Source organism: Vibrio sp. HB236076, from assembly GCF_040957575.1.
In the GTDB taxonomy this organism is placed as follows: domain Bacteria; phylum Pseudomonadota; class Gammaproteobacteria; order Enterobacterales; family Vibrionaceae; genus Vibrio.
The window spans coordinates 706343-719712 of the sequence record NZ_CP162602.1 but is presented as its reverse complement, the minus strand read 5'-3'; the positions used below and the strand labels follow the sequence as shown (position 1 = coordinate 719712).

Below are 13370 nucleotides of genomic sequence, written 5' to 3'. Positions count from 1 at the left end.
CGCGATTTAGTTCAAGTCCAGCATTAGAGGTTCAAAATATGTCATTCAATAAGTATAGATGTAGTACATCGAGCCTCAATTCTGAGTTTTGAACAAACTGATTTCATAGTTTAGCATGCCTATGACAATTTGAACTTCCACGAATGTATCAGTAAATCTTGACTGACTGTAGTTGCGACTGGAATACCATTATTGAAGCCAGTCCTTTAATGAACCCCACCTAAATGTTTGCTTTTTTTAGGAATCGTAGAGATAACCTTTTCGCTAGCATTTAATTTTTCTACAATGCCACACTCTTCCAGCGAACGCCTAGAATCACATTCATTTCTCAGTTTTTTCAACTCGCCCTCTAAAAGTTTCAATTCTTTGATTCGATCTTGTACATGCTCAAGATGCTGACTAATAACCGTATCAATGGGAGAGCAGGATACACTATCAGAGTTCATCGCTTCCAACAGTGCTCGTATTTCATCATGGGCCATATCCAAAGCTCTGCAACGGCGGATAAACAAGAGCCTTTCTAAGTGGGTGGCATCATAACGACGGTAATTATTCTCCATTTCTCTTTGAGGTTTAGGCAGTAACCCTTGCTTTTCATAGTATCGAACGGTCTCTACTGGACAGTCTGCCTGTCTAGCGAGTTCTCCAATTTTCATTTATGCCCCTTTTAGTTCTTGACTCTGTAGTTGGATCAGGCTTTTTAATGATAATAATAGTACATGATAGAGATGATGAAAATGAGTGATTGTACGGATAAACATCTTAGTGAGAACACAAGTACATGCTGTAGTTCAACACATAACCATTCGCATATAACAAAAGAGAACAAGGATGATCATCAACATACTGAAACTGTTCTCCAGCATGATCAAAATGGCTGTGGTTCATGTTCTACGCCTACTCCGAGCGAACTTAAGAGCTTATCTGGTTCTAAAAAGGTAGGAAATGATGTCCGTACTGAAATTCGTATTATGCAAATGGACTGTCCCGTTGAGGAGCAGTTAATTCAAAAGAAGCTTGGCGGGATGAATCAGGTAAAGAGCCTTGAATTCAATTTGATGCAAAGGGTACTAACAGTCACTCATACAACAGATTCCTTGGATATAATATTAGTTGCTATCCGTTCACTTGGGTTTGAGCCAGATGTATCTGATAAAAGTCAGGTTCACAAAGTTCCTCATGAAAAGGAGAAACCATTGTGGCCATTGGCTTTGGCTGGTATCTCAGCGATAGGGTCGGAAGTAGTACATTGGATGGGGATGTCGGAGTGGATTCAAGCCACATTAGCATTAATTGCTGTACTTTCTTGTGGGTTAACAACTTATAAAAAAGGCTGGATATCTATACGCAATACTAATCTCAACATGAATGCATTGATGAGTATTGCGGTTACTGGTGCATTTATTATTGGTCAATGGCCAGAAGCGGCCATGGTAATGGTATTGTTTACTATTGCTGAACTAATTGAAGCAAAATCACTCGACCGAGCTAGAAACGCTATCGGCTCATTAATGAGTTTAACACCGGATACGGTGATAGTTCAGCAATCAGACAACTCTTGGAAAGAAGTTGATGCTCAAACCGTGCAACTTGGTGCCACTGTCAGAGTCAAACCTGGGGAACGTATTGGTCTCGATGGCAATATCATTAAAGGGCAGACCACCATTAACCAAGCCCCTATTACTGGTGAAAGTATGCCAGTCGATAAGATTGAAGGTGACTCAATTTTTGCAGGAACGATCAATCAAGCTGGATCTTTTGAGTATAGAGTGACCGCAACAGCTCACAATACGACTTTGGCACGCATTATTCATGCAGTGGAAGAAGCTCAAGGTGCTAAAGCTCCGACTCAACGTTTTGTTGATCGTTTTTCTCAAATCTACACACCCGCTGTCATTGCGATTGCATTCGCAGTTGCTGTGCTACCACCCATTTTGGGGTATGGCGAATGGTTAGATTGGATTTACAAAGCGCTTGTTATGTTAGTGATTGCTTGTCCTTGTGCACTTGTTATCTCTACGCCTGTCACTATTGTTAGCGGCCTGACAGCGGCAGCACGTAAAGGCATCTTGATTAAAGGAGGTGTGTATCTTGAGCAGGGGAGAAAACTAGAAGCACTAGCTTTAGATAAAACTGGGACGATTACCTACGGGAAACCAAAGTTGATTGACGTTATAACTTTCAACGAATGGACAGAAGATTCTGTTTGCTCATTAGGGTTTAATCTTACAAATCTATCTGACCACCCAGTCTCTACCGCTATTGCCACAGCGCTATCTACTCAAAAAAGCATTGATGTAGGCGATTTTAAAGCCATTGCAGGCGAAGGCGTATCTGGAACAATCGCCAAACAAAAATATTATTTGGGCAATCAGAACCTTGTAGAGAGACACTTTACTGTACCTGCGGACATTAAAAACCAAATTTCTAAGTTAGAAAAACAAGGTAAGACCGTGTCATTGCTTCATAACGGTATCCAAGTTCTGGGACTATTTTCAGTGGCAGATGCTGTAAAAGAAAGTAGTCGTGTCGCAGTTCAACAGCTCCATGATTTGGGCATTAAAACGATCATGCTGTCTGGAGACAACTCTCATACCGCATCAGCAGTTGCGTCTCAAGTCGGTATTGACGAAGCTCATGGCAATCAGCTTCCTAAAGATAAGTATCGTACTATTGAAACTTACTCAAGTAACGGTGTTATAGGTATGGTGGGAGATGGCATTAATGATGCGCCTGCGCTGGCGGCTGCAAATATTGGATTCTCTATGGGTGCTATGGGAACTGATACCGCCATTGAAACATCTGATGTCGCATTGATGGATGATGATCTACGAAAAATCCCGACATTTGTCAGCTTGTCTAAACGTACCTACCAAATACTGATACAGAATATTAGCTTTGCTCTTGCTATAAAAGCCCTGTTTCTAGTCCTAACTTTTGCTGGCGTGGGTACTATGTGGATGGCAGTTTTTGCTGATGTTGGCGCAAGCTTACTTGTTGTAGCCAATGGGTTGAGGCTGCTGAAGAAGTAATGGCCTAAACTACTCATTGTGGTAAATATCATCATAGGTTTGGCTTAACCATAATAGAGACTGATATACATTTTTATTGATATGGAGTTACTTTGAAAACATTAACTACCTCGACACTTGTTGGGATATTCTGTATCCGCCCCATCAACCCACGGGGCTATATAGCTAATGTTTGAAGTTCAAAGGTAGGAGTGCATCGATATCTAGCTCAGCTTTCGCCAGCTCTTTCATGCACTTGACCATGTAATCGTAGAGGATGAGGCCGTTGGCTTTAGCCGTCTTGTAACCTTCCCTGTTTTAGTGACACTGCAAATGAAAGTTATTCCTGCTTTCATGCCTTGCTAAATACTCTCAGGGAGTTAAATCATCGAGTGACTCATGAGCGCGTTCTATCGTGGTCGATAAAGACAAACTACATAAATTCATTATTCTCAACATTTAGGTTTGCCTTGATAAAGGCGATAAATGATGAGATCCGCAAAGAAGTTGCCGAGTTTTTATAGTAAATAGCATGAATGGGTTGCTCTATTTTGAGCGAGGACTCTTGGAACAGTTCCACCAAGCGGCCATTTTGCCTGTCACTGAATGTCATAAAATCAGATAAGCATGCGATACCTGCCCCACTTAGTGCTAAATGTCGGAGCACCTCACCGTTATCGGCTTGCAAGTCACTCATTGCTCTAAAAATCTTATCGTTTTCATCTTTGAGCGGCCAGTTTTTCAGAATCTCAGGCCGACTAAACCCTAATAACCTATGGTTAGACAGTTCATCGATGCCACTCGGTGCACCAAATTCCTTTAAGTAATCAGGGCTAGCGACAATGCGTATTCTGCTGCTACCGATAAATACGGCTCTTAATGAAGAGTCTTTGAGCTGACCAATGCGGATAGCAATATCGGTGTGTTTACCGACTAAATCAATGTTTTCTTCGTCTGTCGTCAACTCTATTTGAACATCAGGGTAAAGGGATTGATAGCGCGAAATGCACGGAGCAAGCCCATGAATCGCGAACGGCGTGGCCGCATTGATGCGCAAAAAGCCTGAGGGCGTATCTTTCTGGCGTCTGAGTTGTCCTTCGGCTAATTCAACTTCTTCGAGCACTTTGCGAACTCTTTTCAAATAAAGGCCACCTTCTGAAGTCACACTCAATTTACGTGTAGTCCGATTGAGTAAGGTGGTGTCTAGTTTCGCTTCGAGCCTAGAGATCGTTCTACTCACTGCGGCTGGCGTTATAGAAAGCATCTCCGAGGCCCCTCTTATACTTCCTGTATCTGCAACAGCGATCAGCGCTTTCATTTCATCCAAGGTCGATTTCATTCGTTACCTTTTGTAAATTTATAATTAACTAATGTTTACTTTATGGAATAGGTTTGAGTAAGTAAAGTGACGGTCAACAACAAGTTCAACAAAAATATTAAGGAAATAACATGACAGTCCCTTCATTTGGTGTCGGCACTTTTCGTTTAGAAGGTGAAGTGGTGAAAGATTCCGTTCGCAATGCATTGGAAGTTGGATACCGTGTGATTGATACCGCTCAAATCTATGGTAACGAAGCGAGTATTGGCGAAGTACTGGCAGAATCTAAATTGCCCCGTGAAGAGTTATTCCTCACAACAAAAATCTGGGTAGACCATATGTCTGAGGACAAACTCATTCCAAGCCTCAAGGAAAGCCTAGAAAAACTAAACACTGACTATGTTGACCTAACATTGATTCATTGGCCAGGTACAAACGAAAATGTCGAAGAGTACATGCAAGCCCTGCTTGAGGCAAAATCGTTAGGGTTAACGAGAAAAATTGGTGTATCAAATTTCAATATCGAGTTGTTAAACAAAGCCTTTGATGCGGTTGGCCAAGACAATATTGCAACCAATCAAATTGAGCTAAGTCCATTTGTACAAAACCGTAAACTGGTGTCATTTATGCAAGAAAACGGCATACAAGTGACGTCTTATATGACGCTGGGGTATGGCCAGGTTTTAAACGATCCTCTGATTAATGATATCGCAAGCAAGTATCAGTCGACTCCTGCGCAAATTGTACTGGCCTGGGCATTGGCAAAGGGGTTTGCCGTTATTCCGTCTTCAACCAAACGTAACAATCTAATCAACAATCTTCAATCTCAGCAGATCCAACTATTGAGTGAGGACATTGAATTGATCGATAGCCTTGAGCGTAACGGGCGTCAAGTTAGCCCTGATGGTCTTGCTCCAAAATGGGACGATTAATATGAGTAATGTATTGATTATTAATGGCGGTAAAAAGTTTGCTCACTCCCAAGGGGCACTTAATAGTAGCTTAGTAGAATTAGCTGTAAATTATTTGGCTGAATTAAACCATGTCGTAAAGGTTACTGAAGTTGATAGCGGCTACGACATAGAGACTGAAATAGAAAAGTGGTTGTGGGCCGATGTTGTGATCCACCAAAATCCAGCATGGTGGATGGGAGCGCCCTGGATCGTAAAAAAATATATCGATGATGTCTTTACTATTGGTCACGGTCGTTTGTATCAAAGCGATGGCCGGACAAGAAGTGATAGAAACTCCAAATATGGTTCCGGTGGGTTGATTCAAGGGAAAAAGTATATGCTTTCGGTGACATGGAATGCCCCACAAGACGCTTTTACTGATCCTTCTCAGTTCTTTGAAGGCGTGGGGGTGGACGGTGTATACCTACCATTTCATAAAGCTCATCAGTTCTTGGGAATGACGCCTCTGAGCACATTTATGTGTAATGATGTCATAAAAAATCCCCAAATAGAAAACGACTTTGAGAGGTATAAACTGCATTTAAAGACTGTGTTTTCCAGTTAATCTAGAGCCGATATCACCACGTTTTGATCGGACCTAGTGGTCACTGAATTATTTTCTACCCACCTCCTTATTTAGAGAGGTGAGTAGTCGAGTATCTTCATTGACGATTCGTTGTCAACGACAACTCTTGAGGGCATTTGCCCCTTAAGGCGATTCGGTCAAAATCAGGAGAGCATTGAGTTATTGCCACAGCCCTCCTCTACCGATAAGCGGCCCAGTAAATCACTCTGTGCCGCTTATTCAACCTACTCTACTCAATAAACTCGTGAATCACGGTATTGGCATCGTCTTGTGCTGACGTATTACCAATGATTTCAGGCCAATGAGCGACTTGATCGGCCAGCTTTCCAGTCATGCCTTTCTCGCTGCCCCACCAAATGCCAGAGGTAAAGGTTTGTTCATCGAGCAGGACATCCAGATAACGTTTTGCCCCAACCTCCACGGTATGCGCCTTACCCATGACTTGCATCGTATCCGCCCCATCAACCCACGGGGCGATATAGCTGATGAGCTTCTGGATTTTGGCCTGCGCTTTATCTGCTTTGCCTGACTTACCTTTCCCTTGAAGCTTCTTCGCATCCATGAACTTACACCGTGCATGGGCCAAGAAGGCAACAGGGCATGCCCTCGCACGACTGTTTTGATTGAGGTATAAGGCGATTAAATTCAGTGCCCCACTCCTTACCGACATAGCCGGTTGGCTCGTGGAATTCTTTGTGAAATCACAATTCCATATCATAGCCAGTTTTTGTACGGGTGGCTTCCTACCAATTATGTGGTCGAAAAATTTGACCGCAACCGGTTACACCAAGCTCATCAACACCTTAGTGACTTCAAAATAATTCGCTTGAGCCTTTAGTATGGGAAAAAACGATTAATGTCAGAATCCAATAATCGTTGGATCTGATTCAAACCATCTCTCAATCGAGCCTCATTCCCGATTGACATCAAAGACAACCTGACATGTGGTGTACTTTCATTATTTGCGCAGAAGTAACTACCACTGGTAACTATTATACCTCGATTTTTTGCTTCCATCGCAAATCGATCTGGCTGCCAATGAGCAGCTAATGGTAGCCAAATATGGTATCCAGAAGCTGCGAACTCTGTAGATGTAAAAATCTCCCTTACCATTTTCTGCCTGTCATTCGCCAATTCCCTTTGCTGGTCCGCTAACCGAAAAGCATCACCAGATTCAATTAACAATGTTGCTGCAATAAAATTAATGGGAGAGGCAAGCCAAATATTCGTTCGAATATTTGCGTTGAGAGCCGTTATCTGATTTTCCGGGACTTTTAAGTAGCCACAACGCATTGCAGGACTAATTGCCTTAGATAACGCAGAAATGTGGAACGTATAATCTGGAGCAAAGTTAGCAATTGGAGGCACTGGTTCATCATCTAAAAAACAATAAATATCATCTTCAACCAGCCAGACTTTCTTATCGTTGATAACTCCTGCTATTTCCTTTTTTCGGGATTCCGGCATTGAGATACCTGTTGGGTTTTGATGACTGGGAATCGCTATCACCATTACAGCTTGATGTACATCAATTGCACTCGCCAAAGCTTCTGGGCATAAACCATACTCATCAAGATCTACACCAATTACATGACGGTCAGACATATTTAAAATCGCCAAAATACCTGGGTAGGTAAGTCGTTCGACTAGAATAGTGTCACCTGGTTTAGTCAAAGTATCAACGAGTAAAGACAAAGCGTGCTGCGCCCCATTTGTCAGTAACATATTATCGCTGTTTGCCCCCTCTAAGCCGTACTTTTTCGCCCATTTAACTCCAGCAGCTCTATGGACCTCATGACCAGAATGCTCAACATACCCAGTCACAGAAGGGGTCAGTAACTCCGCAGATTGTCGGTAGACATTCTTCAATACAGGTACATTTTTCTCCAGGTAAGGTTGAAGGATAGAGAAGTTAAAGTTTGTTTCTTCATCGGCAGCTTGGATGGCTTTGTCAAGTTCCGAGTTTGCTCTAACAAACGTACCACGACCAATAAATGACTCTAAACACCCTCTGTCATTAAGCAACTTATAAGCTTTTGCAACGGTTGCAGGTGTCGTTCCAAGCTCCTTCGCGAGTAAACGATGAGTGGGTAGTTTTGAACCTGGCGGGAACTCACCTGTTTCAATTTTCTGCTCTATAACTTCTGCTATACGGATGAACTTACTATTACTCACAAGGAGACTCCTGGGACGATCCTAATTCTCAATAAATTATAACATATGTCTTTTGGGTTTTTACTATTTCAAATAAATACACACAACCACAATTGACATAGTTCAATTTGAGGCGTAACTTATAAAAAAAGACATTGAACCAACTCAATGTAGCCTGTGACAATATCAAATCAGGCTTAAAAAACGCTAAAAGAAATGGTAGAGACACTTAAAACGCAAAGTGTACAAGAAGTACATGTATCATATGATGCGGCAAATAAGCTAAAACGTGCCTTCTGTGACTTACGGTTTAGAGAGGACAATGAGTGGCTTAACATAAGAGAATGGCTTGGGAATGTAGTCAACGACAGCCTTAATGATGAGGCAATCAACACTACTCAGGATTTTAAGTCAGATGATGATCAATGCGCCCTGATTATCCGCGGTTTACCTGTTGATAGTAATTTATGTTCGACACCTTACAACGGTTATGTTCCACCATCAAAATTGCCTTTAACTAGCGCCATTCACATTGGCATATATCAATTAGCCCAAATTGGGCTTATATCATACCAAAATGAAAATAAAGGATTCTTATTTAGGCATGTGGTACCTGCATTCAATGCTCTCAACGAAAAGTCATCTCATGGCTCCACGTTTACTTTTGGTCATCATGTTGATAACCCAGATTTACCATTAGCATGTGAGCCCGTGACAGAACGAATTATCTGTTCAGTATTACCGTTATCAAGTGCGTCAAATTATTAAAAAACAAGGAAGATAAAATGAAATCAAACAACGTCGCTTTTATTGGCTTAGGTGTAATGGGTTTTCCAATGGCGGGTCATCTTGCCAAAGCAGGGTACAAGACCAAAGTGTTTAATCGTACAGAAAGCAAAGCCAAACGATGGGCTCAAGAGTTTTATGGTGAATACCAGCCGACCCCTAGGTTAGCTGCGACAAACTGTGACATTGTGTTTTTATGTGTGGGGAATGATGACGATGTAAGAAGTGTTGTCTATGGCGATGACGGAGTACTCGCCAGTATGCTCCCGGGATCTGTTTTGGTTGACCACACGACAACATCTGCAGAGCTTGCAGAGGAATTAGCTAGAGTTTGTGTGGAAAAGAACATTTCGTTTATAGATGCTCCAGTATCAGGCGGTCAGGCTGGAGCTGAAAATGCCGCTCTCACCATTATGTGTGGTGGTGAACAAACGGTTTTTGATCGCGTAGAGCCCGTGATGAAAAGTTATGGTAAGCAATCGACTTTAATGGGCAAAAATGGTCAGGGACAGCGTAGTAAGATGGTCAATCAAATCTGTATTGCAGGTGTATTGAAAGGGCTAAGCGAAGGTCTCCTGCTGGCAAAAAAAGCAGGTCTGAATATAAACCAGTTAGTTGATGTGTTGAAGCATGGTGCGGCGGGTTCATGGCAAATGGAGAACAGAGCCGTAACCATGTCACAAGATAAGTTCGATTTTGGTTTTGCAATTGACTGGATGCACAAAGATCTCAGCATTTGCCTAAATGAAGCCAATAAGATGGGTGTTGAGCTTCCGTTAACAGAAAAAGTGGACAGTGAATATCAGTCCCTACAGCAACAAGGGTTTGGTCGTATGGATACTTCTGTGCTTTTCAAAATCTACGAACGATAACGTCGACAGGAACTTTTAGTATGGAACTCTTCGGTAACGACATTACACTTTTAATACTAATAGCATTAATGGTATCGGCCTTTGCGGCCGGTTTCATTGACTCAGTAGCAGGCGGTGGAGGGTTAATCTTAGTCCCCTCTTTTATCCTTGCTGGATTGCCTCCTCAATTAGCGCTTGGACAAGAAAAAATTGTCAGCACATTAGGTACTATCGCAGCAATACGTAATTTTATACGAAATAAAAAAGTTATTTGGACTGCCGTGGCAACAGGTATCCCAGCAGGCCTGATCGGTGCGTACGCCGGTGCACAAGCTATTCTCTACTTTGATCCCGATACTATCGGTAAAATCATTCTCTTTATGCTCCCTTTCGGAATAATGTTATCGTTCATTCCGAAGAAGAATCGCAATGAAGATAACTCAGCTCCAATTAACAAAACAGCCATTTTATTTGGCGTTCCAACTGCTGTATTTGTCATTGGTTTCTATGATGGATTCTTTGGCCCGGGTACAGGCAGTTTTCTCATTCTGGCGTTACACTACTTACTTAGGTTCGATTTAGTTTCAGCATCAGCGACGTCAAAGTTGTTTAACTTTTCCTCTAACATCGGCGCGTTATTCGCTTTTATGATAGCAGGAAACGTCTTATATATGCTGGCAATGCCTTTGGTCGCGATGAACTTACTTGGCAACCATGTTGGTAGCGCATCAGCAATGAAGTATGGCGCCAAATTGATTCAACGAACCATTTCAGTATCACTCAGTTTACTAATGATTTCACTGGGTTATAAATTCCTGTTCTAAAAACTAGAACTAAATTTATACGATAGAACGCTCATCCAGTGCAGATAAGCGTTCTAGTATTGAGCTACGATTATAGGTAAGTAAAAATCGAATTTTCCTATCCTCCCCCCTACTCAATAAACTCGTGAATCACGGTATTGGCATCGTCTTGTGCTGAGGTATTACCAATGATTTCAGGCCAATGAGCGACTTGATCGGCCAGCTCTCCAGTCATGCCTTTCTCGCTGCCCCACCAAATGCCAGAGGTAAAGGTTTGTTCATCGAGCAGGACATCCAGATAACGTTTTGCCCCAACCTCCACGGTATGCGCCTTACCCATGACTTGCATCACCCACATCGCGAAACTCATCGTCCAACGTTGATGCCAAGGCAGAGAAGCCGCCCCAGCCGTGCCTCGCGCCATGCCTGGGTCAACCGTAAGAAAACGCATCTGCGGGTATTTTCTCGCCATGCTCATGGTCCACATTGCGCCCATCAGCTTTGTCGCGCCGTAGATGTCGGTGTAGGTTTTGTTGTTGATAAATTTATCGCCATTGACCACCGAACGCCACTCGGCCATCGAGCCTTCACTGATCGGCGGTTTCGCCGCCCCGACCTCAGACGCGCCTCTGGCTGCAAAGCTCGCCACATACATGACCGAGCCTTTAGCGGACAGCTTACCGTTTTGCATCAGCAGGTCCGTAAAGTGAACATGCCCCAGCACGTTGGCAGAAAAGATGAACGTCGAGCCTTCTTTGGTGCGTTTCAGCGGTTCTTTTCCGCCGCCGCCACCCGCGTTTAAAATCATGCCATCAATGTTCGTGTTTAAACGCTCTGCCGCCGCCCGACAAGACTCTAAATCACTGACATCGACAATCAAGATTTCAAAAATTCGTTTTTCGGTAAGCGTTTCTAACCTTTGCAAGGCGTCTTGTGCTCGGGTTTCATTGCGACAGGCTAAAATGATTTTAGACACCCCGTCCTGATGAGCGAGCTGCCTTGCTGCTTCGAAGCCCAGCCCAGAATTTGCCCCGGTGATGAGGATTGATGAATGCGTCATATGACCTACCTATAGTTTGAGAAGATAAAGCGACTCACACCGATAGAGTCGCTCGTCGATGTGATCAAAAAGATTGGGTTAACGCTTCACACAGCGAACGCTGAACAGGTACTCTTTCGAGCTCGTCGAACGACGAATTTCACCTTTGTGCGCATTCCACCACGAATAAGCGAGGGTACGAATACGGCCTTTGCTCTCCGATGCACTACTGGCGGTCCAAAACTCAGTGTAAGCCCCTTGTGTGATGTACCACCCATGCCACTTAACGCCTGCCGGTCTTGCAGAGAAGTGATGCTTATTGAGAAGTGATTGATCGATTTTTTTAAATGGGCCATCGGCCTGCGCTTCTTTCAGTTGTAAGCCAAGATCTTGCTCACCCCCGCGCCAACCCTCTTGGTCGAGCTCCTCGTCAGACATACCCAAGGTACGCTCCAGCGTCTTCCAATCATCATCGGTCGCTACTCTCCAACCTTCTGGGCACAAGTTTCTTTCATCCGCGACGTCGTGCCAGTTGTAAAGCCGGCCATATTTCAATAAGTTTGCGGGATCGTCTTTCACAATGGCACCGGTTCTCACCGCACTACCATCTTGAAATGTCGTGCTTCTTAGATTTTCGGCTAACCAAACTTGATCGCCGATTGTCACCGTTCGATAGACATTGCCCTCCACGTCCTGCACGCTATCTTGCAACGCATTTCGTGTGTTGTGGATGTCGTTAGCAAACGCTGATACAGAAAGAACCATAGTCACCCCAGTCGAAAGTAAGAGCTTATTCATGAATAACCCTTTAGTTAACCTGATGCGAGCACTATAGCTATCAACTTGATGTCAAACTAGGCGAAATACTCTCTAAAAATTGCCCATTTGTATCATCTTTGTATTTTAAGATCAGAAAAGACAAAGCGTGTACGCGTTACGCAATGCGTTCAACTTCGCCCTTTGATTGACTCCATTGTTTCGGCGATTGGCCATACATGCGTTTAAACTCACGACTAAACTGAGAAGAACTGAGGTATCCGACCGCCATTGCCGCTTGGTTAACCGTCATCCCGGAGGCGATCTTCATCGCGGCTTGGTTTAAGCGCATCGACTTCATAAACTGAATCGGCGACATTCGAGTCGCTTGTTTGAACTTACGATGAAACACCGCACGGCTCATGCCTACCAAAGACGCAAGATCATCGATCGTGACATGGTTGTTTAGGTTAAGTGATAGATATTCAATTGACTTAGCAATTTCATTACCAATGCCAAATGCCCTTCTTGCACTCATTCCGGCATCGCCTTTTAATATCGCGTAATAGAATTCACGCAAGCGGCTTTTGCCCAGAATTGCAGCATCGGCAGGCATCTCACACAATTGAAGTAGCCTTAATAGCGCATCGGAAAACGTGTCGTCCCAGTTCGCCAATGCCATGCCTGGCGGCTGGGAACCGCTTTTCGGTCGTTTCAGCGCACCAGCCGTACTTTCCATCTCAATCGCCAGTTCGGTCATCACTTGGGTATCTAAAGAAATATACACGCCGAGCAAAGGATCGTCTGGTGAGGCTTGCGGCGTCCCTGCTTCAACCGGAAGCGATATCGTGCAACACATATACTGACGGTTGTCGTAAAGGTAGTGTTCCCCATCGAGAATCGCTTCCTTCTTGCCATTTAATATCACCACCACAGCGGGTTCATAGACCGCAGGTGCACAGGGTATTGCGTGGGTCACCCTAAACAAACTGACGCCTTTGATGCCGGTTTCAAACATACCGTCATCAGTGATTAGGCGCTCTACGAGGTGTTTTATTCTCTTTTTCATTGGCATACTCAAATGATACAAACAATACAAATAGGCAATTTTTA

General features: G+C 43.5%; 12 protein-coding genes and 1 pseudogene. 6 read left to right on the top strand and 7 right to left on the bottom strand.

Going from position 1 to position 13370, the window contains the following annotated elements:
- Positions 1 to 206: 206 nt before the first annotated feature.
- Positions 207 to 656: a Cd(II)/Pb(II)-responsive transcriptional regulator gene (gene cadR / locus AB0763_RS16535; RefSeq protein WP_306099554.1), complete on the bottom strand. Its 450-nt coding sequence runs from the start codon at positions 654 to 656 to the stop codon at positions 207 to 209.
- Between the two features lie 315 nt (positions 657 to 971).
- On the opposite strand from cadR, the gene AB0763_RS16530 reads away from it, so the two are divergent.
- Complete coding sequence (locus AB0763_RS16530) at positions 972 to 3032, top strand: heavy metal translocating P-type ATPase (RefSeq protein ID WP_368644289.1); 2061 nt, start codon at positions 972 to 974, stop codon at positions 3030 to 3032.
- 412 nt (positions 3033 to 3444) lie between these two features.
- On the opposite strand, the gene AB0763_RS16525 is transcribed toward AB0763_RS16530, so the two are convergent.
- Positions 3445 to 4350, bottom strand: coding sequence for a LysR substrate-binding domain-containing protein (locus AB0763_RS16525; protein WP_368644149.1), 906 nt, complete (start codon positions 4348 to 4350; stop codon positions 3445 to 3447).
- A gap of 110 nt (positions 4351 to 4460) precedes the next feature.
- Here AB0763_RS16525 and dkgB point away from each other — a divergent pair, with 110 nt between their 5' ends.
- Positions 4461 to 5261 (top strand): 2,5-didehydrogluconate reductase DkgB, encoded by an 801-nt coding sequence (dkgB, locus tag AB0763_RS16520; RefSeq protein ID WP_306099552.1) that lies wholly within the window; start codon positions 4461 to 4463, stop codon positions 5259 to 5261.
- 1 nt (position 5262) lies between these two features.
- A complete protein-coding gene (locus AB0763_RS16515; protein ID WP_306099551.1) occupies positions 5263 to 5847 on the top strand; it encodes an NAD(P)H-dependent oxidoreductase in 585 nt (194 codons plus the stop codon).
- Positions 5848 to 6355: 508 nt separating this feature from the next.
- Here the strand turns inward: AB0763_RS16515 and AB0763_RS16510 are convergent.
- Positions 6356 to 6508, bottom strand: a pseudogene (locus AB0763_RS16510) (IS66 family transposase); the annotation flags it as partial.
- Positions 6509 to 6702: 194 nt separating this feature from the next.
- Complete coding sequence (locus AB0763_RS16505) at positions 6703 to 8043, bottom strand: PLP-dependent aminotransferase family protein (RefSeq protein ID WP_306099550.1); 1341 nt, start codon at positions 8041 to 8043, stop codon at positions 6703 to 6705.
- A gap of 195 nt (positions 8044 to 8238) precedes the next feature.
- On the opposite strand from AB0763_RS16505, the gene AB0763_RS16500 reads away from it, so the two are divergent.
- From AB0763_RS16500 to AB0763_RS16490, 3 genes are read left to right on the top strand one after another with little or no spacing between them, the layout of a single operon-like run.
- On the top strand, positions 8239 to 8790 hold the full coding sequence (locus AB0763_RS16500; RefSeq protein ID WP_306099549.1) for a hypothetical protein: 552 nt from the start codon (positions 8239 to 8241) through the stop codon (positions 8788 to 8790).
- Positions 8791 to 8807: 17 nt separating this feature from the next.
- On the top strand, positions 8808 to 9680 hold the full coding sequence (locus tag AB0763_RS16495) for an NAD(P)-dependent oxidoreductase (protein WP_306099548.1): 873 nt from the start codon (positions 8808 to 8810) through the stop codon (positions 9678 to 9680).
- A gap of 20 nt (positions 9681 to 9700) precedes the next feature.
- Positions 9701 to 10483: a TSUP family transporter gene (locus AB0763_RS16490; protein ID WP_306099547.1), complete on the top strand. Its 783-nt coding sequence runs from the start codon at positions 9701 to 9703 to the stop codon at positions 10481 to 10483.
- 109 nt (positions 10484 to 10592) lie between these two features.
- On the opposite strand, the gene AB0763_RS16485 is transcribed toward AB0763_RS16490, so the two are convergent.
- The 3 genes from AB0763_RS16485 to AB0763_RS16475 form a co-directional block, all read right to left on the bottom strand.
- Entirely contained in the window at positions 10593 to 11522 is a 930-nt protein-coding gene (locus AB0763_RS16485; protein WP_368644148.1) for an SDR family NAD(P)-dependent oxidoreductase, read from the bottom strand.
- A 78-nt stretch (positions 11523 to 11600) separates the two neighbouring features.
- Positions 11601 to 12299, bottom strand: a complete 699-nt coding sequence (locus AB0763_RS16480; RefSeq protein ID WP_306099540.1) for a fibrobacter succinogenes major paralogous domain-containing protein — start codon at positions 12297 to 12299, stop codon at positions 11601 to 11603.
- A gap of 136 nt (positions 12300 to 12435) precedes the next feature.
- Positions 12436 to 13326 (bottom strand): AraC family transcriptional regulator, encoded by an 891-nt coding sequence (locus AB0763_RS16475; protein ID WP_306099539.1) that lies wholly within the window; start codon positions 13324 to 13326, stop codon positions 12436 to 12438.
- Between the last annotated feature and the right edge of the window lie 44 nt (positions 13327 to 13370).